We start from the raw sequence: 26,125 nt of genomic DNA, 5'->3' as shown, positions 1-26,125 counted from the left end.
AGGCTTTAAAAAATGAAAAAGTTGACTAAAAAAATGAATGCGCTTTTTATTACTGTGATGGTCATTACCTTTTTAGGCATCATTATCACGGCTTTAAGTTATCATAACATACAACAAGAGGCTTTAAAAAAGGGAAAAACACAATTAGAACAGGTCAATGAGGTGAGTACCAAACTAATTGTCGCAGAAGTCGCCAGTAGCGCTAATGACTTAGATAGCTTTATCATCGATACTGTTGATGCCAGCGTCCCCTTACAGTTACCGCAGCAAAATGATCTCTTGTCACAGTTTTTTAAACGCAATAGTGCTTTTGCAGGTATCTTTCTTTTTGATAAAACAGGTCAAGAGCTAGAGCATCATTTTGCCAGTGAAGATGCAACAGTAAATGATGAATTAGCAGATAAAGTAAAACAAGATCCTTTTTTTTCGAATGCTTTAAAAGGTCAAGTAACACAAAATGGAAAAGCTTATTTTATCAATCAGAATTCTTTTTTTAACCTTTATCATCCCATTTATAACGCCAAAAAGGAAAGCGTTGGATTAGTGGTGGTCCCGTTAAACTTAGAGCAATTATTTTTAGCTAAAATTCAACCAACAGATACTGACCAGCGTTATCCGTTAATGAAAAATGAAAAAATGGAAGTTGTCATGCATCCAGCCAAAGAACAGGTTGGGTTAAATATTATTACTGGTCGTCAAAAAAAATTCCCCAATTTGGACTACACGGACTTAGAAAGGCTTGATCGCTACCAAAAGCAACATGAAAAAGGTAGTCTCAGTTATCACTCTTATTGGTGGAATGAATCAAATCTAACTTCTGTTTTAAAACTGAATGCTTTTCAATGGGTTAAAATTGGCGAGGAACGCTTTGTGATTGCAAATACATCTGATTTTTATCAAGATAACGGTTGGATTTTGCACGATTTACTGATTAATTTGGGGTTAGTAGTCATTTTATTAATGGTTGCTTCTTTGTTGGTGCTAATGGCTCGCTTAAATGCAAGACAACAACAGGTGGCAAATGAAAATCAACGCCTAAAAGACAAAAGACAATTGGAAAGTGAAAAACATCAATTGGAAAAAAGGCTATTACAAGAGTCAAAAATGGAGACAATCGGGTTGGTTACCACTGGAATTGTACATGATATGAATAATTTTTTAACACCGCTCCTTGGCAATATCGAATTGCTTATGACAGAATATAAAGATGATCCCGAACTCTTTGAAGATTTAAAAGATATGCACTTTGCCGCTAAAAAAGGGCAACAACTTTCACAACGGATTTTGCATTTTTCAAAAGAACAGGATCAAATAAAAAAAGTTCAATCGCTGACTGCCGCAGTAACAGAAGCGATTGCCGTCATGAAAATTTTAATTCCCCGTTCTGTTACAATTAAAGCAAATATTGAACTTAAAGCAGATGCATTATTCCAACAAGATGACGTCCAAGTATTATTGTATAACTTAATCACCAACGCCTACCAAGCAAGAGCAGATGCTACTATTACCGTTTCTCTTACAACGCCTTCTGCTGCGATGCAGGAAAAAATCGCTAACCAAGCGATTATTTACCAAAATAAAAATTTGGCCATGATTCAAGTCTCAGATAATGGTCCTGGCATAGATCAAAGTATTCAAGATCAAATATTTACTCCTTTTTTAACTACTCGCAAAGAAGAAGGAGGTACTGGCTTAGGACTCTTTGTCGTCTCTTCCATCATTAAACGTAATAGTTGGCTATTAGAAGTAACCAGCTCCCCTGCCGGTACGTGTTTTAGTTTGATTATTCCCATTATAAAAAAAGAAGATACCCTTAACTCATAGCCCAAAAAAGGCCTAAAAGAGTAGCAAGCAGTTTGTGATAGCTAAAAAAAGTTAGACTTTTAGCTATTACCACTAGTCGCGATCCTTTTAGGTCTTTTTTAATTGTATTATTTTAAGGTCAAAAACATGCCCAGAAAGCCTAAACCATTATAAAGCATGTGAACCATCATCGAACAACGTAAATCCTCAGTTTTTTGATAAACACAAGCTAACACGATTCCTAAAGTCATATATAAGATCAGCGCAACCGAAAGCCGCGGTTCATGCATTAATCCAAATAACAATGCCGATGTGAGGACCGCAAAGATTTTAGCGGTTGGTTCTTCTTTATTCCAAAAGTAATTCATAAAAATCCCACGAAAAAGTAATTCTTCAATTATAGGCGCTAAGATAACACCATAAACGGTTATGGTAATCGGATTGACCAAAAAGCTTTGGTTAATTCCCACCTGATTTTCGGTAGTTTCAGATAAAAAATTACCTAAGACAATATTAGCCGCAAACATGCTCACTACACCCAAGAGGACATATTTCCATTTTCCTGTAATTTTTGTTTCTCCAATTTTACGGGGGTTATAAGTCGCTAATTGTTTTTGGTAGCGGGTGATTAGAAAATAAATAAATCCTCCCCCCACTAAAATACTAAGGATAGCCAATAAACCGTCACTAACGCCGGGCAAAAATACTACGGTGGAGACGATATTTTGCAGTAAAATGAAACCGCAATAAAAGAGTAATCGTTTCAATAAACTTGTATTTGTCATATCCTTCCTCCTAATTAAGTGTCTCAGCACTTGTTTATTGTAAATTAAAGATAAAGACGAAATTTTGCACCCATAAAAAGCAAAATTCCGCCTGAATCTGAAACATTCATTTCCAAATGTATTTCTTTAAACTTTGCAAATAGTCACTTAAACGTCTTTGATTAAACCTTTAAATAAGCCCACAATAAATTCATTAGGATCAAAAGGTTCTAAATCATCAATGCCTTCTCCTAAGCCAACTAATTTTACCGGCAAATGCAACTCATTGCGAATAGCTAATACGATCCCGCCTTTTGCCGTTCCATCTAACTTGGTTAAAATTAGACCGGTAACGTCGGTAGTTTCTTTAAACTGTTTGGCTTGAACCATCGCATTTTGACCCGTTGTAGCATCTAAAACTAATAATACTTCATGAGGAGCGGTTGGTGCTTCTCTTTTGATTACCCGTTTGATTTTTTCCAACTCGTTCATCAAATTGACTTTATTTTGTAAGCGGCCAGCCGTATCCACTAATAAGATATCCGCATTTTGTTCTTTGGCTTTGGCCATGGCATCATAAACGACTGCTGCTGGATCACCACCAGCATTTCCTCTGACAACTTCTACACCAGCCCGCTGTCCCCAGACAACCAATTGATCAATTGCACCAGCTCGAAAAGTATCCGCAGCTGCTAGTAACACTTTTTTACCTGCTTGTTTATATTCATATGCAAGTTTACCGATACTCGTTGTTTTTCCCACGCCATTGACTCCAACAAAAAGCATTACCGTTAAGCCATCGGGTTGAATGTTCAGCGTATTAACTTCATCTGTACCGGCTTCATCATATAAATCTACCATTTTTTCAATCATGACATTTTGAACTTCAGCCGGTTTTTTTACGTTTCTTAATTTCACTTCTTGTCTTAAATCATCCGCAATTTTCATCGCCGCTTCAAAACCGACATCCGCTCCGATTAATGTCTCTTCTACTTCTTCAAAAAATTCTTCATCAACGCTACGGAAATTGGCAAATAATTCATTTAAACGTTGACCAAAAGTCTTACGAGATTTTTTTAAACCTTTATCATATTTTGCTTGGACGTTATCAGAAGCAAGTGGTTCTTTAATTTCTTCAACTTGTTTTTCTTCTTCTGATGCTAAATTTGTTGCATCTGGCGCTTTAACAGTTGAAGGCTCTGGCGCTAGTGTTTGGTTATCATCTGTTTGTACTTGTTTTTCAACAGTCGCCTCTGAAATTTGCGTTGATGTTTGATCAGCAGGCGTTTGATCACTGGGTGTTTGATCAGCCGCTTTAGTGACTGATGCTGGTTCTTTTGTCACCGTCGTTTCTTTTTCATCCACTGGCATTTTAGCCAGAGAGTCCACTGCTTCTTTCATCTGTGAATTTTCTGCTTCAGAGTTTTCTACTTCAGAATTTTCTGCGCCAACTGTCTTAATGTCAGCCTTTTGATTTTCTTCCGCAGTTTTTTCTGATGTTATTGGCGCATTTTCAGGCGTCTCTTCAGTCTTAGGAGACACTTGTTCACTTTCATTTTCTGTCGTATCGACTGGTGTTTGTTGCTCTTTTACTTCTTCAGACGTTTTGGTTTCAGTTTCTCCCATCAACGCCTTTTTTATTTTATCGAAAAAGCCCATCGTAAACCTCCTTCTAACAATTTGTATTTCATTTATTGTAACACGTATTTTTCAACTACTTGTGCCACACCATCATCTGTATTACTAGCGGTCACCACATTCGCAGCAGCCTTTACCATAGGAACAGCATTTTCCATCGCGACACCTAAGCCGGCATATTCAATCATTGGTAGATCATTTTCTTCATCCCCAATTGCCATAACTTCAGCAGCAGTAATGTTCAAATGTTGCGCTAACAATTGACAGCCATAAGCTTTCGTGACACCTTTTGGCATAAATTCAAGTAAAACATCGCGGGTTTTAATAATTTCATAGCGTTCATTTAATGCAGCTGGAATTTTTGCCAACTGCTGATCCAAATAACTCTGCTCAAAAGCTACAACTGCCTTATTGTATAATAAATCTTCTGTTAACGCGGCTGTTGTAAATGGCTCAAAATGCAATAATGGGTTTAGTTTTGCATAAATCGACTCATGATTTGGATCAGTTGGTAAAACATAGACAATCTCATCTGAAACAACATCTAAAGGTAACTCTAATGATTCAGCCAATGCGATTAATTCTTTGACATTGGCATAACTTAAAGTGGATTTTGCCATGACTTCACCAGTATCATTTTTTTGAACTAAACCACCATTAAAAGTGATACTATAATCCCCAGCTTCTTTTAATTGCAATTCTTCTAAATAAGGCCGGATTGCCCGCAATGGTCGTCCTGTACATAACACAATTTTAACACCTTGTGCTTTTGCTTTGGCTAATGCTGCTTTATTGCGGGGACTGATTTTCTTATTGTTATCTAACAACGTTCCATCTAAATCGATGGCAATCATCTTAATCAATGAACTAGACTCCTTATCAAAAATTCTAACGCTTTATTTACTTTCGTTTTTAATTTTGCCACCTTCACTAACATCTTCTAGGCGTACTGAAACAATTTTAGAAACACCTGATTCTTGCATCGTCACCCCATATAAGACATCAGCAGCTTCCATCGTTCCTTTACGATGGGTTACCACAATAAATTGGGTGTCGTCTTGGAAACGACTTAAATAGTGACCAAAACGCGTGACGTTTGCTTCATCAAGGGCTGCTTCAACTTCATCCAACACGCAAAAAGGAACCGGTCGCACTTGTATAATGGAAAATAATAATGCAATCGCAGTTAAAGCTCTTTCCCCTCCAGAAAGCAGACTAAGATTTTGCAGTTTTTTACCTGGAGGCTGGGCTTCAATTTCAATCCCTGTATTTAGCAAATCAGTTGGATCGGTTAACATTAATTCCGCTCGACCGCCACCAAACATTTGTGGGAAAACTTCTTTAAACCGTAAGCGGATGGCTTCAAAAATTTCACCAAAACGGATCTTTACTTCTTCATCCATCTCATCCATTGTCTTAAACAACTGATCTTTAGCAGCAAGTAAATCATCTCGCTGACTGGTTAAGAAAGTATAGCGTTCTAATACCTGTTCATATTGTTCAATCGCATTTAAATTCACCGGCCCTAAACGGTCAATATCGCGTTTATAGCGTTGAATTTCATTTTTAGCCTGTTCTGTATCTTCTACTTCATCATATTCTTTGGCAGCTAACTCATAGGTCATACTGTATTCTTCTTGTAAATAAGTTAATAAATTATCCAAATGAATATCCGCACGATTTTTTGCGACTTCTTCTTTCGTTTTTTGCGATAATAATGTTTTTTGTTCCACATTCAATTGCGCAATTTCATCATCTGCTTTTGTGATGATCTGCTGCAAATCACTTCGTTCTTGTCTTTTTTCACTTAATTCTTGTTCCAAATCATTCTTACGCTGATCCAATTGAGTAACTTTTTGTTGCAGCGCTTCTTCTGATAATTCATGATCACCTGAATTAGAATTTAGTGCCGCCATTTGCCGTTCGAGGCTTTCTTTGCGGGTGTTGGTTTCTTGTAAGGCGATGTCGTTGGTTTTAAGAGCCTCTTTTAAGTGGCTGACTTGTTCCAAAGCAACTGCCAATTCTGCTTGTTGTTCAGCGAGTGCGCTACTAGCTGCTTGTCGTTTGGCTTCAATGACATCTTCTTGTTCTGTTAGTTGTTTAATTTCTAAATTAATGCTTTCTCTTTGACTATCTACTTGGGCTTGTTTTGCAGTCAATTCTGCTTTTTGTTCTTCGTAGTCGGTCAAAAATTGCTGTACTTCACGATTTTCATAAGCAAATACTTTTTGTTCTTTTTCTAAACGTTGCAATTCATTCGTAACGTTTTTGATTTGGTTGCCTAATTCTTGTTCTGCTAAGCGAGCACTTTCCCCACTAGTTCGTAATTCTTCTAGGGCAGATGCTTTTTGCGTTTTTCTAGTTTCAATTAATTGAACTTGTTTTTCCGTCGCTTGCAGTCGTGTTTCTAACGTCTGTAATTGAGCAGTTAAATTTTGCAGCTCATTGGTTTGACTAAACAAACTGCCTTGGTTGCCCCGTTTAGTGGCCCCACCAGTCATGGAACCGCCGGCATTCATGACATCCCCTTCAAGGGAGACCACCCGATAACGATATTGGATGTCACGGGCAATTTCATTGGCACTGGTTAGATCTTGGGCGATTAATATCGCTCCAAGTAAATTATCACAAATTGCTTGTAATTCTGGTGCAACCTGGACTAATTCATTTGCAACACCTAAAAAGCCCTGATTTCTAGTAGCCTGATTTACCACAGTTTCACTCAAATGACGTCCTTTTATCGTGGTCATAGGTAAGAAGGTTGCCCGTCCTCCTTGGCGTTGTTTTAAGAAAGTAATCGCCTGTCTAGCATCCCCTTCATTTTCTACCACCACGTGTTGCGCAGCGCCACCTAATGCTGTTTCAATGGCTAAAGTATATTCGGCTGGTACTTGAATCAGCTCGGCTACAGCACCTACAATTCCTGAAAGTTTTTCTTTGTTTTGCAAGACGATTTTAACACCTTGATAAAAACCAGTGTAATTATCTTGAATATCTTGCAGACTCTTTTGTTTGGCCCGTACTTGTTGCACTTGTTGCATCAAGCTATACATTTTCTTTTGTTCTGTTTCAAATTCTTGTTGTAACTTTTGGGCTTGTTGTTGTACTAAAATATAATTTTTCCGCTGTTCTGCCAACGTATTTTCGGCTTCTGTCAATTTTTCTTCTAACTCGTTTTTTTGAACAGACAGTGTTGCCGTTTGTTGATGTAGCTCGCCTTGTTTCGTAATTGTTTTTTGATTTTTAGCATGTTCTTGTAAATATTGACGCTCCAAATACTTTAGCTCATTGCCGATATTCGCATGTTCTTGCATTTTTTCAACGTATTGAGCCCGTAATTCTTCTAAAAGCTCTTTAGTCGATTTTTGCAAACGGGTTAATGTTTCTTTTAACCCACTAACTTCTGTTTCTAATTGTTGCACTTGACCGTTTTTAGTGGAAAGTTCTTGAATAATTTTTTGCTTTTTATCTTCTAGTTGCGTTATCTTTTCATTGTTTTCCGCCAAATTTTCTTCATATTCGGCAAAACTGCGTTGGGTATGCTTGGAGCGTTCCAAAAGCACTTCTCGTTGTCCTTCAGCTTGTTTTAAACTTTCAGTTAGCAAAAGCAACTGCTGATTAGCGGTCTCTAGCCATTGATCCAATTCTTGTCGTTTTTGTCGTTTTAATTGTAATTGGTTTTCAGCAGCGGTCATTTTACTTGTTAAAGCTTGTAGCGCTTTGTTTAATTGTTGCAAATTATGCTCGGCGTCATCCCAAGCGGTTTTTGTCATTTTAATTTCTGTCACTGTCTGCGCAACATCAATTCGCTTCAACGCTTCTTTTAAGCGCAAAAACTCTTTGGCCGCTTGACTTTGTTCTTTTAGCGGTGTCAATTGATCTTCTAATTCATAAACGATATCTTGTACTCGACTTAAATTATCTTCTGTTTCAAATAATTTTTGCTCAGCTTTTTTCTTACGCTGTTTGTATTTTAAAACACCAGCTGCTTCTTCAAAAATACCGCGCCGATCCTCTGGTTTACTCGCAAAAATCGCTTCTACTTTACCTTGGGAAATGATAGAAAAAGACTCTTTGCCAAGGCCTGAGTCCATAAACAAATCTTGAATATCTTTTAAGCGGCAGCTTTGTTTATTGATATAAAAATCACTTTCACCACTCCGACGCAAACGGCGCGTCACACTAATTTCACTATAATCAAGGGGTAAATAATGATCGCTATTATCTAGTACAACTGTCACTTCGGCAATATTTAAGGGCTTGCGAGAATCTGAACCGGCAAAAATAATATCTGGCATTTTGCCTCCTCGCAAACTTTTAGCTGATTGTTCGCCTAAGACCCAACGAATTGCTTCAGTGATATTGCTTTTTCCACTACCGTTAGGCCCTACAACGGCTGTTACGCTATTTTCAAAATCAATTACGGTGCGATCTGCAAAAGATTTGAAGCCTGCGATTTCAATTTTCTTTAAATACACGAAAGCTCCGGGCCCCCTTCTGACTTCTACTCTGCAAGTTTTTCGAGTGCGTTATTTGCTGCCGCTTGCTCGGCTAATTTTTTCGATTTCCCTTGGCCTTTGCCAATTAAGCGCTCATCACAATAGACTTCTGTCCAAAAAATCCGTTCATGGGCCGGACCTTCTTCTTTAACAAGACGGTAGTCGATATGCACATCGCCACCTTTTTGCAAAACTTCTTGCAAACGTGTTTTATAATCCATCTCATGTGAAAAAGCACCGGCTGCTACTTTAGGAAAAATTACCTTTTGAATAAAGCTTTTAACAGTTTCTAAGTCTTGATCCAAATAAAGTGCCCCTAAGAATGCTTCAAAAAGATCACATAAAAGTGAAGGGCGAGTTCTGCCTCCAGAATTTTCTTCCCCTTTACCTAGTTTAATCGCTTTATCAAAGTGACATTCCTTAGCAAAAGCAGCTAAACTTTCTTCCCGCACAATTGAAGCGCGCATTTTCGTTAGTTTGCCTTCAGGTAAGTCGGGATATTGGCGGTACAAATAGCGGGAAACTAACAATTCTAAAACCGCGTCGCCTAAAAATTCTAAGCGCTCATTATCGGCTAAATTCAAATTGCGATGCTCATTGACATAAGATGAATGGGTAAATGCTTGTTCTAATAACGAGACGTTTTTAAAAACAATCCCAAAATTTTCTTTTAACATAGTTTGTAATTGATTATCCATTACTGACAGTCCTTTTTAGGTTGGATTTTGTTTCAATACTCACCTTCTTATTATACTGATTTTCACGCGATTAGGAAATGTTATTCACGATATCTAAATCCTTTTAGCAATATCTTTTAATTCTTTTTTCTTTGGAGCTGGTAAAAAATTCAGCAAAAGTTTCTATCCATAAAAAAAGACCGCGAATACTCGCGGTCTTTTAAATACTTATTTTAACGGTTTTCAGCACTTACGCCGATTGTCGCCCAAGGGTTAGCGTCATATTGACGTTGGATAGTGTAATCTACTACACGGTCACTTACTGGACGCAATACATACATATACATTGTTGGAATTGCAAATGCTTGGTCAAACGCATATTCTTGCCATTCTTTGTACATTTCGACTTGTTTTGCTTCATCTAATGCATCTTCAGAAGACATTTCTTTTAATAGTTTTGTGTTTTCTTCAGATTCAAAACGAGTGAAGTTAAATTGTGCTACTGTACCATACAAACCACTTGGATTTGGATCAAAACCAGTTGACCAACCCGCTTGGTAAACATCAATTTCAGGATCATCAGCACCTAATTTGTCATAGAAACTGTTTACTTCCATCAAACGGCCACCAGTTAATTGTACATCTAAACCAACTTTTTTCCATGATTGGATGTAGTAGTCAGCAATTGATTTGGCAACACCAGAGTTATCACGGAAAGCAAAGTTGATTGTTAATTTCTTACCATCTTTATCTTCACGTAGTCCGTCACCATCAGTATCTTTAAAGCCAGCGTCATCTAATAATTTATTGGCTTTATCTACATCTTGTGTGTAACCTTTAAGATCTTTATCGTGTAAAGTAGCAAATGTTGGTACGATTAAAGAGTTCGCAGGAGTTCTTAATCCAGCAAAGAAACGATCGCCGATAATTTTATTATCTAACGCGTAACCCATTGCTTGACGCAAGCTCTTATCAGCCATTTTAGAATTTTCATCCATTACGACTTTACCTTGGTCAGCATCCCATTTACCCAATTTGAAGCCAAGGTAGTCATAGGCGTTGTCTAATTGACCTAACATTTGGTAACCATCGTTGTCTTTCCAAGAGTCATAAGTGTTAGTTGGCATTTCGATGAACATGTCATATTTTTTAGATTTCATCGCTTCAGCAGCTGCTGCAGTACCAACTTTTGTCATCACAACTTTATCTAATTTTGGTTTTTCACCATAGTAATGTTCGTTTGGTACATATTCAACTGATTGACCAGCAACGATTTTATTAAATTTGTAAGGTCCCATTGTAACAGGTGTTTTACGAACTGGATCTGAACCTTCCATATCTTTAACTGCAATTCCTTCAAACGCATGTTTTGGCATTGCATAGCCTAAGATTGGATCATTCCCACCTTGTAAAATTGAAGGAACAAATGTTTTAAATTTAATTTTGATTTCTTTATCGTTAACTTTTTCAATCCCGCTAATCGTATCTGCTTTGCCGTCATGATACTCTACCATACCTTCAATTTCTTGAATGGCATCGCTATAACGCACACCAGTATACTCTTTGTCACCGATTACTTCATACGGGAAGATCATGTCGTCTGCAGTGACGTCTTTACCGTCGCTCCATTTTACGCCATCTTTAATGGTCATGGTAACTGTTTTATTATCTGGATCCATTTTTACAGTTGAGGCTGGATTGTCTTCTTTAATTTTTAAATCATCATCAACTGTAATCAATGTTTCTTGTGCCGGTTCACTGAAATAGTCATCCAATACAATTTGACTAAAGGCTGGACTGAAAATACCTGTAAAGTCAGTATCTGAAACGACAGCAACTTCTAAAGTGCCCCCATCGATTGCCTTTTTATCATTTTTTGTTGCCATTTCAAAAGATGTTGTTGCTGCTTTGTCGCTTGAACCACTATCATTGCTTGAGCTATTATCTGAGCCACCAGAACCGCAGGCAGCTAACGCGAAAATGCTAAACAATGATACCATACCCATGATTTTTTTATTCATTCCTTTTCCTCCCATACTTGTAATTAAAAATCTAAACTTTATACAAACATCTATAAAAGATGGTTATACCACAATTAGCCTAAGCGTTGTCTTGCATCAGCTGAGCGCTTGAAGGCTTGCCCAACATAGTTAATTGATAACATTAATACTAAAATTAAAATAGAAGCCGGTACCCAAACCCATTGTTTATTAACTAAGACATCAGAATCGGTTGCAAATGAAATCAACGTTCCCAAACTTGGTGTTTCATTTGGTAAACCAAAGCCTAAGAATGTCAATGTCGTTTCAATCCCGATATTACCAGCAAAGTTCATGGTTAAGTTGGTAATAATCAGTGAGCTTAGATTGGGCATGATTTCACGGAACATAATTTTGAAATCACTGGTTCCTAATGTTTTGGAAGCTGAAACATAGTCCCGTCTAACTTCTGATAACGTTTTGGCGCGGAAAAGTCGCGCTTTTGCCGTCCAATAAAAGGCACTCATAATAATAACCAAACTTAAAGCCGTGTAACGCGGAATAATTGTTACTAAGACAATGATGATTAATTGAATCGGTAAAATCATGACAAAATCGACAATACGCATGACGATCATGTCAAAAATACCGCCAAAGTAACCCGACATAATGCCAATACCTACCCCGATAATGGAAGTTGCAATCGTAATTGCAAAACCGATAAAGATGGAGTTTCTCGCCCCAATTACGAGTAGGCCTAATACATCACGGCCCCCATCATCAGAACCTAAAAGCAATTTGTTACCTTCCATCGAAACAGAGCCAGGGGCTAAATAACGATCAATTGGATTCACTGTATTAACCAAGCTTTGATCAAAAAACAGTGATCCGACAAATGCAAAAAGTAATAATAAAACTAAGACAATCAGTGAAAAAAGAGCCAAGCGATCTTTAATAAACTCGCGGGCAATCATCCGAATCCCCATTGGTGGAACCGATACTTTTTCAACTGGTGCTGTTTCGACTGCTGTATTTTTTTCAGACATTCTACTATCCCCCTACCTACTGAATCCGGATCCGAGGATCAACAATACTCATCACGATGTCAGAAATCAATGTCCCGATCAAAGTAGCAATCCCAAAGATCAACGTCAACGCAGTGATGATAGCATAATCCCGTTGTTGGATACTTGAGATGAACAAGTTCCCAATCCCCGGATAGTTAAAGATACGCTCGATTACGACTGAACCGGAAATCAAAGCGACAATTTCATAACCCAATTGTGATGCGATTGGCAATGACGCATTTCGGAAAATGTGGCGTGTAAACACGCGATTGGTCGGAACCCCTTTAGAGCGGGCTGTCCGAACATAATCCATTTGTTTTGCATCGACAACTTCACTACGTAGGTATTGGATTGTAACTGCCGTACCCAGTAATGCTTGTACAATTGCTGGTAATGCCACGTGATATAACTCATCTAAAAAGTACCTGAAAGATCCGGCAGTAGAGTTAATCGAGACACTCCCTGTTGTTGGGAACCAATCAAGACGATACCCAAAAATCAATAACATAATTAATGCTAAAACAAACACAGGAATGGCAAAACTAATAAAGTTATAGGCTACAACAAATTTATCAAACCAAGAGTTTTGATAACGACCTGCAAATAGCCCCATCGGTATCGCAATCAAATACGTCAAGATAACTGTCACGATCGCCAAACGAACTGTATTGCCAATTCGTTGACCAATAACGGTAGTAACTGCGTATTTGTAGTTATAACTCACACCAAAGTCACCTTTTAGAGCATTTCCTACCCAGCGCACATATTGTTGTGGCCATGGATCGTTTAACCCAGCTTGCTCTCTTAATTCTGCGATTCGTGATGGTGAAGTGGTTGGACTAATCAACCCAGTAAAAGGATCCCCAGGCATCATTTTGGCTAACATAAAAATTAAAACACTCAAAATAATAACTTGAGGGATCATTAAAAGCACACGTCGTAAAATTGTTTTCCACATTTTATTTCGCCCCCTCATTCAATAATGCGACAGAATGCGTGTCGGTAATTTTCCGTAAGTCATACACGCGTCCAGTATTGTCGTAATAATCTTTTTGATTCTTGATGTACTCTTCTTCGACGCGGCGGCGATTTTCTTTATGGGCCTCACGATTTGGTACATCAATACGAGGGATAGCGGATAATAAACGTTTGGTGTAAATATGGCGGGGATCATTATAAATATCTTCCCGACTGCCAATTTCAACGAAGCGACCTTTGTACATAATCGCGATGTTGTCACACATGTGTTTTACCACGCCCAAGTCATGGGAAATAAAGAGATAACTTAAATCATATTGCTGTTGGATCCGTTTCATGAAGTTTAATACTTGCGCTTGCACCGATAAGTCCAAAGCAGAAACGGGTTCATCGGCGACAATTAATTTGGGATTTGTGGCAACTGCCCGCGCTACACCCAAACGTTGTCTTTGTCCACCTGAAAATTCATGGGGATACTTATACAACGCATCTTCTGGCATCCCAACGATATCCAATAATTCTTTGACCCGTTTTTTTTCTTCTTGATCACTTAAACGTTCAAAGTTACGCAATGGTTCTGCGATAATATCTAACACCCGTTTTTTCGGATTTAAAGAAGACATGGAGTCTTGGAAAATCATTTGGACGTCTTTGTTATAATTCATTTTCTTACGGGTACTTCTTTTTGTTACATCTTGGCCATTATAAATAATTTCGCCACTCGTAATTTTTTCTAAACCTAAAATGGCTTTACCTGTTGTAGATTTGCCTGAACCTGATTCCCCTACCAGACCATACGTCTTACCTTTTTCGATGACAAAATCAACACCGTCAACGGCATAAACGTGATCTGTCACGCGGTTAAAAAAGCCGCTGCGAATTGGATAGTGGATTTTCAGATCTTTAATCGTAATTAATTCTGACATTTACACTTCTCCTTCGTCTTTAAAATGGAAGTGCTTGTAACAAGTACAACGCACCAAGTGATCTGGTCCAACTTCATGTAAGCTTGGATTTTCTTCGTGATCACTTGCTGGAATCCAAGGAATCCGTGGTGCAAAACGGCAACCTGTCCGTGGCATTTTCACCAAGGTTGGCACAATTCCTTCAATAACGTGTAATTCATTATCGTGGTTATCTTCTTGTGGAATTGAATTTAACAATGAACGGGTATAAGGATGTTGCGGATTGTTAAACAACTCTTCTACCGGCGCTACTTCCACAAATTGTCCCGCATACATTACCGCAACTCGGTCAGCCATTTCAGCTACAACCCCTAAGTCATGGGTAATTAAAATAATGCCGGATTTTGTTTCTTCTTGTAAATCTTTTAATAAGTCCAAAATTTGCGCTTGAATCGTTACATCCAAAGCAGTCGTTGGTTCATCGGCGATTAAAATCGGTGGTTTGGCGGCAATGGCAATTGCGATAATCACCCGTTGACGCATCCCACCAGATAATTCATGGGGATATTGACGTCCGACCCGTTTAGGATTTGGAATACCAACTTGTTCTAATAATTCTATCGCCCGTGCTTGTCGTTGTTCTGCTGTCATATCAGTGTGATAAACCAAACCTTCTTTAATTTGGTCTTCAATTCGCATCAATGGATTTAAAGCTGACAATGGATCTTGGAAGATCATGCCGATATCGTTACCGCGAATTTTGTTATATAAAGTTTCATTTAAATTGGCTAAGTCCAAGTCTTTATAAAGTATCTCACCGGTGATTCGAGTGTTTTGCAAATCATGAAGACCCATGATTGTTGTAGCAAGTGTACTTTTCCCACAGCCAGATTCACCAACAATTGCTAAAATTTCGTTACGTTCTAAAGTAAAAGACACACCGTCCACAGCATCGTAGTATTCGTCTTTGATACGGAAGCCTGTGTGAAGATCTTGAACTTCTAATAATTGATTATCTTGTGACAATCCAATACCCCTCTTTCGCTATGCGGAGATTTTTTAGAAAATGTAAAAAAGCATGGGAGAGATGCTGTCTACTCCCAGTCTCTAATCACTTTCGCTAATATTTCTTAATAATTATATAGAAAGGTGTATCATAATGCAAGTTAAAGAGCTGTGAAAGCAGAATTTTCAGAAAACTCCCAAAATTAATTCTGCTTTCTACTGAATCTGAAGAAAATCTTGCTATTATGCCAATCTTTCATAAAAATTAAAGCATATATTTTTGACACAATTTAGTCAATTTCGATTAAATTACCGTGATAAACCCACTACAAAAATTTTTTTCGGTTGAAAAAAGCACTTCCAATCTTCTTTTCACGCGAAAATTCATGCAAAACAATCCGTTTTTTTGTATTTTTATCCTGCTGAAATTACACGATTAAACAACAACTTATCTCATTCTAAGATAAAAATATTTTTTACTCATTAACGAGTGTAAAAAATATTTTTCTTGCCATTACCGTGTTGTTTCCTCAAAAATTAGTCTCAGACTAGCTAAAAAAAATTTTCTTGTAATTACTAAAAAAACATAATTTATCTTTTATAAGCGTAGATACTAAAAAAGAGTAAAGAAAGTTTACTAAAAACTTTCTTTACTCTTTTAACTGACAAAAGTTACCCCAATAGGCCCCTTATGACAAATGGCTCGCAATATAATCGACTGCACTACCAACTGTTTCGATTTGTTCGGCATCTTCATCAGAAATCTCCGTACCAAATTCATCTTCTAATTCCAAGACAAATTCCATCACGCTAATGGAATCTGCATTTAGGTCGTCTTTGATGCTCATTGTATCCGTAACTTGATCTGCATCCACATTAAAATGGTTTGCAATCACAGCTGCAACTTTTTTAAATACTTCTTCACGCGTCAAATGTATTCACCTCCACGTTTATGACAATATCAAAAGATAGCTATCAAACATTTTAAGTGTTTCTTGATGCTTTGTCTAGCTTTTTTTGGGCGAATTGTTATTTTCACTGGTTTTTATTCCGCTGTTTTTTCAGCTCGCACTTCAAATTGGCTCACAAGCTGTGGGACCATTTCACTTTTTAACATCGTATGAATTTGACGAATTGTATAACTAACTGCTTCAGGACCTGTCGCACCATGAGTCTTTATGACGGGTGCTTTTAATCCAAATAAAACAGCGCCGCCGTATTTGGCATAATCCATTTCATTTTTCAAATTGCGCAAACCATCTTTTAAAAGTAAGGCTCCCATTTTGCCTTTAAAGCCTTCTGCTAAAATGGACTCTTTTAAAAGTGCCATCATATTTAAAGCAGTACCTTCAATTGTTTTTAAAACTGCATTCCCGGTAAAGCCATCTGTCACTACGACATCAGCTGCGCCATTTAACAATTCTCTAGCTTCGACATTACCAATAAAGTTGATACTGTCTTCTTTAGATAAAAGCTCAAAGGCTTTTTTAGTTAGTTCACTGCCTTTTGTTTCTTCTGTCCCATTATTTAACAATCCTACCCGTGGTTTTTTAACACCGCGGACATGTTGGGCATAAAAAGAACCCAAAATACCATATTGTAAAAGGTGTTCTGGTTTATTATCGGCATTGGCACCAAGGTCTAACATGTCAAACCCTTCTGATTTACCTAAGACCGGTAACGTCGACATCAAACCAGGACGTTCAATCCCTTTAATTCGGCCGACAATAAATAATCCAGCGGCGAGTAACGCCCCCGTATTGCCCGCTGAAAAAACGGCATCGGCTTCACCATTTTTTACCGCTTGAGCTGCTAGTACCATTGATGCTTGCTTTTTACGGCGAATCGCTTTTACCGGTTCATCGTCACTATTGATCTTTTCATCGGTGTGAATAATTTTAACGTTTGTTTCATCGGTTACGTATTTTTTTATTTCTACTTCTTTTCCGTATAATTGAAATTCAATGTCAGGAAAATCTTTTTTCGCTAACATTACGCCTTCAACGATTGCTTTGGGGGCGTTATCGCCACCCATCGCATCTACTGCGATTTTCATCATTTCATTAGGCCTCCTAAGCTTAACTAGTGGGCTGCACTAAAAACGATACAGCTTTACGTATGCTACAAAGTATAGCATAATCAATCGAAAAATTGCGCGTCAGTCTGATTTTTTATTGCTTCTTGTAATCCTTTATAAGCAGGTAAGACTTGCCAATTTTTCATTTGCCATACCTTTTGGGCTTCACTCCGGGCAACTTCCAAAATTGTTGCATCGGCGACTAAATCACCGGCGATAAATTGCGGAATTCCTGATTGCCTAAAACCAAAGACTTCCCCGGGTCCCCGTAGTTTCAAATCTTCTTCACTTAAGACAAATCCGTTGTTGGTTTCCGTCATAATTTTCATGCGGGCAGCTCCTGTTTCATTTTTAGGGTCTGCGACTAAAATACAATAAGAAGCCTTAGCTCCCCGACCGACGCGCCCTCTTAATTGATGCAATTGCGCTAAACCAAAGCGTTCGGCATCAATAATCAACATTACAGTCGCATTGGGAACATTGACACCGACTTCGATTACGGTAGTAGAAACAAGAATCTGCATCTGGTTTTCTTTAAACTCTGTCATGATGGCTTCTTTTTCTTGATTTTTCATTTTGCCATGGAGTAAACCAACTTGATACGCCTCACCATAAAAGGCTTGTAAATGTTCATAAACTTCAGTCGCATTTTTTACATCCAGTGTTTCAGATTCTTCAATTAAAGGACAAATAACATACATTTGATGCCCTTGTTGTAGTTCGCGATAAGACCAATCCAATACACTATCCAACTGACCAGGACGTACCCAACGTGTCTCAATTGGAATGCGACCAGCAGGTAATTCATCAATAATTGAAACATCCATTTCACCATAAGCTGTAATAGCCAGCGTTCGTGGAATGGGAGTTGCTGTCATAAACAAGACATCTGGACGCAAGCCTTTTTCTCGTAAGATGCGGCGCTGGTTAACACCAAAGCGATGTTGTTCATCGGTAATAACTAAACCTAAATGTGAAAAGGTGACATCTTCTTGAATTAAAGCATGGGTACCAACTATGACATCAATTTCACCATTGGCTAATTGTTCCAAGATAACTCGCCGCTCTTTTGCTTTTGTTGAACCGGTTAAAAGTGCAGTTGAAACCTCTAACGGATCAAAGAGCTGATTCAAACTTTCCATATGTTGTTGGGCTAAAATTTCTGTTGGGACCATTAACGCTCCTTGAAAACCCGCAGTCATCGTAGCGTATAACGCAATCGCTGCCACAACTGTTTTCCCGCTACCAACATCTCCTTGTAATAAACGCTGCATATGTTGGGGACTTTTTAAATCCGCACAAATTTCATTGGTCACTTTTTTTTGCGCTTGGGTCAATTCAAAAGGCAGGCGCTCAATAAATTCTTTTAACCGTTTGACATCATATTGAATGGATAAACCGTTAATAGCAGCTTTTTCCTTTTGCTTTAAAGCTTGTAATTTCATTTGAAATAAGAAGAATTCTTCAAAAACTACGCGTCGCTTGGCTTGGTGGCTTTCTTCTTTGTCTTTTGGAAAATGCATAGCATACATTGCCTGCTGTCGATTTAGTAAACGATATTTTTCTCTTAAGGGTAGTGGTAAATTTTCTTCAATTTGATTGCCATATAGTTCAAAGGCTTGACGAATTAAGTCAATTAAAGTTTTTTGTTTAATACTTTTATTGACGTGATAAATCGGAGCAAAATCATCGTCGGTACCAGAACCGAGAATTTTCATCCCCGTCATGGCTTTTCGTTTTGCATCCCATTTGCCGTAAACCGCCAACTCTTCCCCTAAAACTACTTTATCTTTTAAGTAAGGCTGATTAAAAAAAGAGACATTAAAAACCACATGATCTTGCATCATCCGAAATTTTAGCATCGATTTTTTATACCCGAAACGATTTACGACCGCAGGAGCAACAACGACGCCTTTTAAGGTAACCTTTTCTTGGTCAGAAAGCTCCGTTAAATCTCGTTCTTTAATATCATCGTAGCGAAACGGATAATACGATAACAAATCTTCTACAGTCAAAATTCCCAGACTCGCTAAATCTTGTGCTCGTTTTGGCCCCACACCTTTTAAATAAGCCACTTCTGTTTTTAATCCAGTCGTCATAATTTCACCTCACTTTACTTAAATTTACGCATTTACTTAAACATTATTTGCTATTAAAAAAAGTGAAACCAGTCTCACACAATGGGAGTAGCTGGTTTCACCGCTAAGTACAACTTTACTTTTATTCCGCAGCAAACAAGTAAGGATATACAGGTTGATTGCCTTCATGAATTTCAACTTCTAAATCTTCATGTTTAGCTAATAACGCTTCTGAGATTTTCTCAGCATCCTTTTCATTCGCTTCATCACCAAAAATAATCGTAATGATTTCTGTATCTGCTGTAATCATTTTTTCTAAGGTTGTCAAAGCAGTCTGCATTTGATCTGCATCTGAAATCACAATCTTCCCGTCGACCATCCCCAAGAAGTCACCTTCATGAATTTCGATACCGTCAATATTAGTATCACGAATAGCGTGGGTTACAGAACCAGAAACAACATCTGCTAAAGCATCTGTCATTGCTTGTTTATTTGTTTGTAAGTCAGTTTGTTCATTAAAGCTCAACATCGCAGTCATCCCTTGTGGAATTGTCCGCGATGGAATCACCGCTACTGGAATTTCCGCAACTTCTGCGGCTTGATCAGCTGCCATAAAGATATTTTTATTATTTGGTAAGACAATCACTTTATCGGCATTCACTTTTTCAATCGCATCTAAAATATCTTGCGTACTTGGATTCATCGTTTGGCCACCAGAGATAACATAATTAGCCCCTAAACTACGGAACAATTCTGCTACACCTTCACCTGCGGCAATCGCAATTACAGCGTAAGGGACCCGCGGTAAATTAGCAGGTTCTGTGGCAAATTCTTCTACTTGGTGATCATGTTCTAAAATAGTTTCATGTTGCAGACGCATATTGTCCACTTTTACTTTAACTAACGCACCAAATTTTTGACCGTAGTTCATCACTTCACCTGGATGCTCGGTGTGAACGTGGACTTTGATGATTTCATCATCGTTTACAACTAATAATGAATCGCCTAAACCGTCTAAATAATTACGGAAAGTTTCATAATCAAATTCACTATCAACAGTTGGGCCTTCGCCAATATTTACCATAATTTCAGTACAGTAACCAAATTTAATATCTTCAGTTGCTAACTGACCTTGCACGCTACGATGATGTTCTGCATTGACCATTTCATCCATCGCCGCTGGAGTCGGTTCAAATGTTTCATCGGCTTGATATTCACCGGTCAAAACAGCTAAAAAGCCTTCATAAACAAACAATAGTCCTTGACCGCCACTATCTACTACACCAACTTCTTTTAAAACAGGTAATAAATCAGGCGTTTTGGCTAAGGCACGTTTGCCACCTTTTACAACTGCTTTTAAAACTTCGATACAGTCATCTGTTTCAGCTGCTTTTTTTTCACCATATTCAGCTGCAATACGAGCGACTGTTAAAATTGTTCCTTCAACAGGCTTCATAACTGCTTTATAAGCTGTTTCCACGCCATGAGTAAAAGCTTGTGCTAAATCAGTCGCCTTTAACGTTTTAACATCCGGAATTTGTTTAGAAAATCCGCGGAATAATTGTGATAAGATTACGCCAGAATTACCCCGGGCGCCCATTAATAATCCTTTTGCTAAAACGTTGGCTAATTCCCCAACATTTTCTGATGCTGAATCAGAAACAGCTTTCGCACCACTGGTCATGGACATATTCATGTTGGTTCCGGTATCGCCATCTGGCACCGGAAAAACGTTCAACGAGTTGACATACTCTGCATTGACTTGCAGACGACTAGCACCAGCCTGGACCATTTCCTGGAATTGACTTGCGCTTATTTCCGTTACTTTCACTGATAATCCTCCTTAGAATCGATCCCTCAAAAGCTGATCTGCTGCCTAATCTGGCAGTACACGTACACCTTGAACGAAAACATTAACAGAATTAGCTGTTACGCCTAACATTGTTTCCAAATTGTACTTCACTTTTTCTTGTACATTGCGAGAAACTTCCGAAATTTTCGTTCCATAACTAACGATGGTGTAAACATCCACCGCAACGCCATTTTCTTCTTGCCGCACGATAACGCCACGGGAATAATTTTCTTTACGTAAAATTTCATTGATATTGTCTTTGATTTGACTTTTGCTGGCCATGCCAACAATGCCAAATACGTCAGTAGCTGCACCACCGACCACTGTGGCAATCACTTCGTTTGTAATTTCGATTGTGCCAGATGCAGTATTAATTTTTACAGCCATAAAAATAAGCCCCCTTAATTTAAGCTTTACAAAAATGTGTTCTTTTGCATTTCTTTACTTCATTGGAATATAACAAAAGATGGCGCTAAGTGCCCCATTTTCTTCTATAGTATTTTATCATAGCTACCCTTTAAATAAAAGAAAGAGCTAACGGCAATAAAAACTTTCACTAAGCCTGCAACGTTGTTTAATTTACATGTTTTAAGGGGAAAAGTCAATATTTGCTGGTAAATTTAGCTTGCATATTTGTCTTATTTATGGTAAATTCAGTTAGTATGAGCCCTAATATGCGCTCCATATCAAGGCAAAGGAGGAACTAGTCACATGGCAAAAGTTTGCTATTTTACAGGTCGTAAAACATCAAGTGCAAATAACCGCTCCCATGCGATGAACGCTACAAAACGTACAGTTAAACCTAACTTACAAAAAGTGCGCGTTTTAATCGATGGTAAACCTAAAAAAGTTTGGGTATCAGCTCGTGCTTTGAAATCAGGAAAAGTTGAGCGCGTTTAATTGACACTAGATTACAATACACCGTCTACAATAACGTAGACGGTTTTTTTGTTTTCTTATTTTATCTTTTTTCACAAAATTGTATATTTTTCATACAATTTGACTATTTTCTTTTATATTGTTATTGAATAATTACATATTTTTCTTTTATAGTTTTGTACATTTTCCTTTAAACCAAAAAAAGACTGGCAAAGCGCCAGTCTTTTTTAATATGTGCCAATATTAGTAAAATAATACTGAGACGAATTATGTTTTTTTAATATCCTAAAAATACTGCATTTTTTGTAGAGTGTCAATACGATTTACTAGTAAAAGGGGGAATATACCAATTCACATATTTTCAAATAACATCCACTAATCACCTCAACCGATTGCAGTCACACTTCCTATTATTTAAAAGTAACTTTTCTTTTTTAGTTGTCAGCTTTCAGAATAGAACACTTATGATAAAATAAGAGCAAGTTGTAACTTATTCTATAGAAATTTGGTGACAAAATGCAGCAAGTAAAACTATTTTTAAAAGAAAATCGCCTCTTTATGTTGGCGAGTTTTGGCCTACCTTTTTTAATTCTGGCTTTTATTTATTTAACAATTGGGATTTATCCTGGCAGTAGTCGTAGTATTCTGGCCAGTGATGCTTTTTCCCAGTTCTCTAACTTTCATGCCAGTTTCCGTAATGCAATGTTAGGCAAACAAAGTTTTTTATATTCCTTTAATACCTCTTTGGGACTGAATTATCTTTCTTTAATTTCTTATTATTTAGGGGGACTTTTCACTCCACTGGTCTTGTTTTTTCCTAATCAGCTCATGCCTGATGCATTATACTTTTTAACTTTACTAAAAGTTGCCAGCGCTGGCCTAGCCTTCTGGTTTTACGCCAAACACACTTTTAAGATTGATAAATGGGCGCAAGTGGCACTTTCTGTCTGTTATGCGCTAATGTCTTTTATCGTTGCTCATTCTGAGATTATTATGTGGATTGACGCCCTTGTTTATTTACCTTTAATTATTTGGGGCATCGACCGGCTTTTATTATTCCAAAAACCGCGGTTACTGTTTTTTAGCTACTTACTTTTATTTATTTCAAGCTTTTACATGGGCTTTATGATCGGTATCTTCTCTGTTTTATACTTTGGCGTGCGTCTGATTGAAAATTTCAAAACTAACAAAAAAAGAATTCTCCCTTATGCCATAACTTCCCTTTTGGCCGGTGGCGCTTCAATGATTATTATTTTGCCGGCAGTTTTGGATTTACGCACTAACGGCGAAGAACTAACACAAATCACTCAGCTAAAAACCGAAGCCACCAATTTTTTAGATATTATCATGAAAAATATGATTGGCGTTTACGATACAACCAAGTATGGTAGTATTCCCTTTATTTATATTGGCTTATTGCCACTAACCTTTTGTTTGTTCTATTTCTTTGCAAAAGGGGTGGCCCGTAAAGAAAAACTGTTGTTTGCCGCTTTATTCGCTATTTTAATTGCGAGTTTTTATTTCGTTCCTTTAAATCTGTTCTGGCAAGGCATGCATGCGCCTAATATGTTTTTGTTCCGCTATGCGTATCTATTTTCTTTTTTAGTTATCATGTTAGCCGGTTATGGTTGGGAACAATACCAACCTAAACAGTGGCCAAAACTTGTAGCACTCTTTATTGCGATGATGCTGATTTTTTGTTTAGCGATGGGACTAAGAGGCGACAATGAATACACGTATGTTAAATTCGGTTCTTTTATTTTAACGATTTGTTTTTTACTGTTATATATTTTAGTCTTTACTTTTACCGCAAAAGACAGTTTTACCAAAAAGACTGCGCGCATTTTACTACTTGCTGTCATTTGTTGTGAAGCAGCAGTCAATACTAACGGCATGGTACGTGGTATTTTAAATGACTGGAATTACGCTTCTCGAAGCCTTTATACCCAGCCTTATCCTGCGATTAAAAATCTAGTTGACCAAACTAAAAGTAGTAATCAGAGCTTTTACCGCTTAGAAAACTTAGATCCTGTCTCCAGTAACGACAGCTTTAATTATGGCTATAGTGGCATTAGTATGTTTTCTTCCATTAGAAATCGCCATTCCTCTAGTTATTTAGATCAGTTAGGTTTTCGTTCAAGAGGCACCAATTTAAATATTCGTTACGCTAATAATACGTTATTGATGGATGGCTTTACTGGGATTAAATACAATTTAACTAAAACACCGTTAAACAAATTTGGCTTTAAAGAAATCGCCAAAAAAGAAGATTATCACTTGTATGAAAATGAATATGCGCTGCCTTTAGCTTTCTTAGCTGACCCTAGCGCTCAAGCAATCATTCAGCCGCCTAATGATAATCTAACTAGCCAAACCAATTTAATGAATGGTTTAAGCGGGGAAAATTTCCGCTATTTTGATTTTTTACCTTTAGCTTTAGTTAAAACAGCAAATGCGACAGTCTCAGATACGGGTAACTTCTTACGCCTAACCGAAGAAAAAGCTAATTTAGCTAAAGATATTACCTGGAGTGTGACTGTACCAGCTCATAAACAAGCCTATTTAAGTCTTTATCCACAAGATTTCGCAGAATTAGAAAGTTCCACTGTTACGATTTTGTTAAACGGGCAACAACGCAAAACGCAAATTAATATTAGCGGCCAGTATTACGATTTGGGGTATTACGATAAAGAAACCACGATTACTTTTACGGCTAGTTTTTATGGTACCAAATCAATCGGCTTCCAAAATCCCCAAGTTGTAACCCTGGATACGGATGCTTACAAACAAGCTATGGATGCTTTAAAAACACAAGGAGTTGCTTTAAAAACAGGCAACCGGAGTGCCACGGGTACTTTTACTGCACCAAAAGATCAACTACTTGTGACTACAATTCCTTTTGATCGAGGTTGGCAAGTAAAAATTGACGGTAAAAAAGTTCCCGTCACCGCTTTTCAAGATGCTTTTGTTAGTGTAAAAGTCTCAAAAGGCAAGCACCAAATTACGCTTAGCTACTTACCACCAGGTTTTACTATTGGTGTAGCTTTGTTTATCATTTGTCTGCTTTTGTTTTATTGCTTTGATCGCTTTTATCAAAAGCAAATTCATCAAACCCAAAATTAAAAAATCGTTGCGCTAAATATCGATTAAGACATTTAGTGCAACGATTTTTTTATTCGTATTTCACTTCTACCAAATACAAGCCTTCTGGATGAGCTGTCGGTCCAGCTAAATTCCGATCTTTGGCTTTAATAATCTTCGAGATCGCATCTGGTTCCATCCGGCCATTGCCGATTTTTAAAAGTGTTCCGACCATAATCCGAATCATCTTGTATAAGAAGCCATCGCCAGTAAACGTAAAGGTCAATTCATCCCCTAAATCATTAACTGTCATTTTAGCGACGCGAATGGTGCGGACTTTATCTTCGACAGAACTGCCCGCAGCACAAAAAGAAGTAAAATCATGCGTACCTAAAAAGGCCGGCAATGCCGCTTCTATTCTGGCTAAATCTAAAGGATAAGGATAGTAGCTGGCATAAAAACGCCGAAAAGGACTACGGGGCTTGCCAATATCTACTTTAAATTGATAAGTTTTTTCTTTGACCAAGTACCGAACGTGAAAATCATCGGCGACAATTTCCACACTTTTACAGGCAATATCTTGAGGAGTTTGGGTATCTAGGGCAAAGCGCATTTTTTCTAAAGGCCGCTCATTAGGAAAATCAAAATGAATGACTTGTCCTAATGCATGTACCCCAGCATCTGTTCGCCCTGACCCTTGTACTTCAACAAAATTACCATTGTTCATCTTCGTTAATGTTTTTTCTAATTCTGCTTGAACTGTGCGACCAGACACTTGCCGTTGAAAGCCGTGAAAGTTCGTTCCATCATAAGCAATAATAGCTTTATAGCGCAATTTTATTT

19 protein-coding genes are annotated in these 26,125 nt (G+C 37.8%); 3 read left to right on the top strand and 16 right to left on the bottom strand.

Annotated elements, in window-relative coordinates; genetic code table 11:
* Positions 1–12 precede the first annotated feature (12 nt).
* Positions 13–1,824 carry a sensor histidine kinase gene (locus RU96_RS04015; RefSeq protein ID WP_071864248.1) on the top strand — a complete coding sequence of 604 codons (1,812 nt, stop codon included), beginning with the start codon at positions 13–15 and terminating at the stop codon, positions 1,822–1,824.
* Positions 1,825–1,931: 107 nt separating this feature from the next.
* Here the strand turns inward: RU96_RS04015 and RU96_RS04010 are convergent, their stop codons facing one another.
* The 15 genes from RU96_RS04010 to RU96_RS03940 all read right to left on the bottom strand — a co-directional run bounded on the left by RU96_RS04010 (position 1,932) and on the right by RU96_RS03940 (position 21,709).
* A complete protein-coding gene (locus RU96_RS04010) occupies positions 1,932–2,588 on the bottom strand; it encodes a CPBP family intramembrane glutamic endopeptidase (RefSeq protein WP_071864247.1) in 657 nt (218 codons plus the stop codon).
* 147 nt (positions 2,589–2,735) lie between these two features.
* Positions 2,736–4,226: a signal recognition particle-docking protein FtsY gene (ftsY, locus tag RU96_RS04005; protein WP_071864246.1), complete on the bottom strand. Its 1,491-nt coding sequence runs from the start codon at positions 4,224–4,226 to the stop codon at positions 2,736–2,738.
* Positions 4,227–4,258: 32 nt separating this feature from the next.
* Positions 4,259–5,068, bottom strand: coding sequence for a Cof-type HAD-IIB family hydrolase (locus RU96_RS04000; protein ID WP_071864245.1), 810 nt, complete (start codon positions 5,066–5,068; stop codon positions 4,259–4,261).
* A gap of 33 nt (positions 5,069–5,101) precedes the next feature.
* Positions 5,102–8,683 (bottom strand): chromosome segregation protein SMC, encoded by a 3,582-nt coding sequence (gene smc / locus RU96_RS03995; protein ID WP_071864244.1) that lies wholly within the window; start codon positions 8,681–8,683, stop codon positions 5,102–5,104.
* 26 nt (positions 8,684–8,709) lie between these two features.
* Positions 8,710–9,402, bottom strand: a complete 693-nt coding sequence (rnc, locus tag RU96_RS03990) for a ribonuclease III (RefSeq protein WP_071864243.1) — start codon at positions 9,400–9,402, stop codon at positions 8,710–8,712.
* Between the two features lie 212 nt (positions 9,403–9,614).
* The gene (locus RU96_RS03985) at positions 9,615–11,402 is read right to left on the bottom strand and encodes an oligopeptide ABC transporter substrate-binding protein (protein WP_071864242.1); all 1,788 of its coding nucleotides are present in this window, start codon (positions 11,400–11,402) and stop codon (positions 9,615–9,617) included.
* Positions 11,403–11,476: 74 nt separating this feature from the next.
* Positions 11,477–12,406 (bottom strand): ABC transporter permease, encoded by a 930-nt coding sequence (locus tag RU96_RS03980; RefSeq protein ID WP_071864241.1) that lies wholly within the window; start codon positions 12,404–12,406, stop codon positions 11,477–11,479.
* Positions 12,407–12,422: 16 nt separating this feature from the next.
* On the bottom strand, positions 12,423–13,385 hold the full coding sequence (gene opp4B, locus RU96_RS03975; protein WP_071864240.1) for an oligopeptide ABC transporter permease: 963 nt from the start codon (positions 13,383–13,385) through the stop codon (positions 12,423–12,425).
* A gap of 1 nt (position 13,386) precedes the next feature.
* Positions 13,387–14,331, bottom strand: coding sequence for an ABC transporter ATP-binding protein (locus tag RU96_RS03970; RefSeq protein ID WP_071864239.1), 945 nt, complete (start codon positions 14,329–14,331; stop codon positions 13,387–13,389).
* The gene (locus RU96_RS03965; protein ID WP_071864238.1) at positions 14,332–15,336 is read right to left on the bottom strand and encodes an ABC transporter ATP-binding protein; all 1,005 of its coding nucleotides are present in this window, start codon (positions 15,334–15,336) and stop codon (positions 14,332–14,334) included.
* 668 nt (positions 15,337–16,004) lie between these two features.
* Positions 16,005–16,247, bottom strand: coding sequence for an acyl carrier protein (gene acpP, locus RU96_RS03960; protein WP_071864237.1), 243 nt, complete (start codon positions 16,245–16,247; stop codon positions 16,005–16,007).
* Positions 16,248–16,360: 113 nt separating this feature from the next.
* Positions 16,361–17,371 (bottom strand): phosphate acyltransferase PlsX, encoded by a 1,011-nt coding sequence (gene plsX / locus RU96_RS03955; RefSeq protein WP_071864341.1) that lies wholly within the window; start codon positions 17,369–17,371, stop codon positions 16,361–16,363.
* 83 nt (positions 17,372–17,454) lie between these two features.
* Positions 17,455–19,491 (bottom strand): ATP-dependent DNA helicase RecG, encoded by a 2,037-nt coding sequence (recG, locus tag RU96_RS03950; RefSeq protein ID WP_071864236.1) that lies wholly within the window; start codon positions 19,489–19,491, stop codon positions 17,455–17,457.
* Between the two features lie 121 nt (positions 19,492–19,612).
* Positions 19,613–21,301 carry a DAK2 domain-containing protein gene (locus RU96_RS03945; protein ID WP_071864235.1) on the bottom strand — a complete coding sequence of 563 codons (1,689 nt, stop codon included), beginning with the start codon at positions 21,299–21,301 and terminating at the stop codon, positions 19,613–19,615.
* 45 nt (positions 21,302–21,346) lie between these two features.
* Positions 21,347–21,709 (bottom strand): Asp23/Gls24 family envelope stress response protein, encoded by a 363-nt coding sequence (locus RU96_RS03940; RefSeq protein ID WP_016173550.1) that lies wholly within the window; start codon positions 21,707–21,709, stop codon positions 21,347–21,349.
* A 324-nt stretch (positions 21,710–22,033) separates the two neighbouring features.
* Between RU96_RS03940 and rpmB the strand changes: the two genes are divergently transcribed.
* Together rpmB and RU96_RS03930 are read left to right on the top strand one after the other, a co-directional pair.
* Complete coding sequence (gene rpmB / locus RU96_RS03935; RefSeq protein WP_016173549.1) at positions 22,034–22,222, top strand: 50S ribosomal protein L28; 189 nt, start codon at positions 22,034–22,036, stop codon at positions 22,220–22,222.
* Positions 22,223–22,717: 495 nt separating this feature from the next.
* Positions 22,718–25,324 (top strand): YfhO family protein, encoded by a 2,607-nt coding sequence (locus RU96_RS03930; RefSeq protein ID WP_071864234.1) that lies wholly within the window; start codon positions 22,718–22,720, stop codon positions 25,322–25,324.
* A 49-nt stretch (positions 25,325–25,373) separates the two neighbouring features.
* Here RU96_RS03930 and truA read toward each other — a convergent pair whose 3' ends face one another.
* The gene (gene truA / locus RU96_RS03925) at positions 25,374–26,117 is read right to left on the bottom strand and encodes a tRNA pseudouridine(38-40) synthase TruA (protein WP_071864233.1); all 744 of its coding nucleotides are present in this window, start codon (positions 26,115–26,117) and stop codon (positions 25,374–25,376) included.
* Positions 26,118–26,125: the final 8 nt, after the last annotated feature.

It is taken from the genome of Enterococcus canintestini (assembly GCF_001885735.1).
Taxonomy (GTDB): Bacteria; Bacillota; Bacilli; order Lactobacillales; family Enterococcaceae; genus Enterococcus_C; species Enterococcus_C canintestini.
Note: the sequence above shows the minus strand (reverse complement) of the source record. Positions and strands in the feature narration are given on the sequence as shown.

What these genes read in the sequence shown, in the direction of transcription:
- rpmB (WP_016173549.1), top strand. Translation starts at nt 22,034, where the DNA reads ATGGCAAAAGTTTGCTATTTTACAGGTCGTAAAACATCAAGTGCAAAT.
- ftsY (WP_071864246.1), bottom strand. Translation starts at nt 4,226, where the DNA reads ATGGGCTTTTTCGATAAAATAAAAAAGGCGTTGATGGGAGAAACTGAA.
- plsX (WP_071864341.1), bottom strand. Translation starts at nt 17,371, where the DNA reads ATGAAAATCGCAGTAGATGCGATGGGTGGCGATAACGCCCCCAAAGCA.
- RU96_RS03940 (WP_016173550.1), bottom strand. Translation starts at nt 21,709, where the DNA reads ATGGCTGTAAAAATTAATACTGCATCTGGCACAATCGAAATTACAAAC.
- RU96_RS03985 (WP_071864242.1), bottom strand. Translation starts at nt 11,402, where the DNA reads ATGAATAAAAAAATCATGGGTATGGTATCATTGTTTAGCATTTTCGCG.
- rnc (WP_071864243.1), bottom strand. Translation starts at nt 9,402, where the DNA reads ATGGATAATCAATTACAAACTATGTTAAAAGAAAATTTTGGGATTGTT.
- recG (WP_071864236.1), bottom strand. Translation starts at nt 19,491, where the DNA reads ATGACGACTGGATTAAAAACAGAAGTGGCTTATTTAAAAGGTGTGGGG.
- RU96_RS03930 (WP_071864234.1), top strand. Translation starts at nt 22,718, where the DNA reads ATGCAGCAAGTAAAACTATTTTTAAAAGAAAATCGCCTCTTTATGTTG.
- RU96_RS04015 (WP_071864248.1), top strand. Translation starts at nt 13, where the DNA reads ATGAAAAAGTTGACTAAAAAAATGAATGCGCTTTTTATTACTGTGATG.
- RU96_RS03980 (WP_071864241.1), bottom strand. Translation starts at nt 12,406, where the DNA reads ATGTCTGAAAAAAATACAGCAGTCGAAACAGCACCAGTTGAAAAAGTA.
- RU96_RS04010 (WP_071864247.1), bottom strand. Translation starts at nt 2,588, where the DNA reads ATGACAAATACAAGTTTATTGAAACGATTACTCTTTTATTGCGGTTTC.
- RU96_RS03970 (WP_071864239.1), bottom strand. Translation starts at nt 14,331, where the DNA reads ATGTCAGAATTAATTACGATTAAAGATCTGAAAATCCACTATCCAATT.
- opp4B (WP_071864240.1), bottom strand. Translation starts at nt 13,385, where the DNA reads ATGTGGAAAACAATTTTACGACGTGTGCTTTTAATGATCCCTCAAGTT.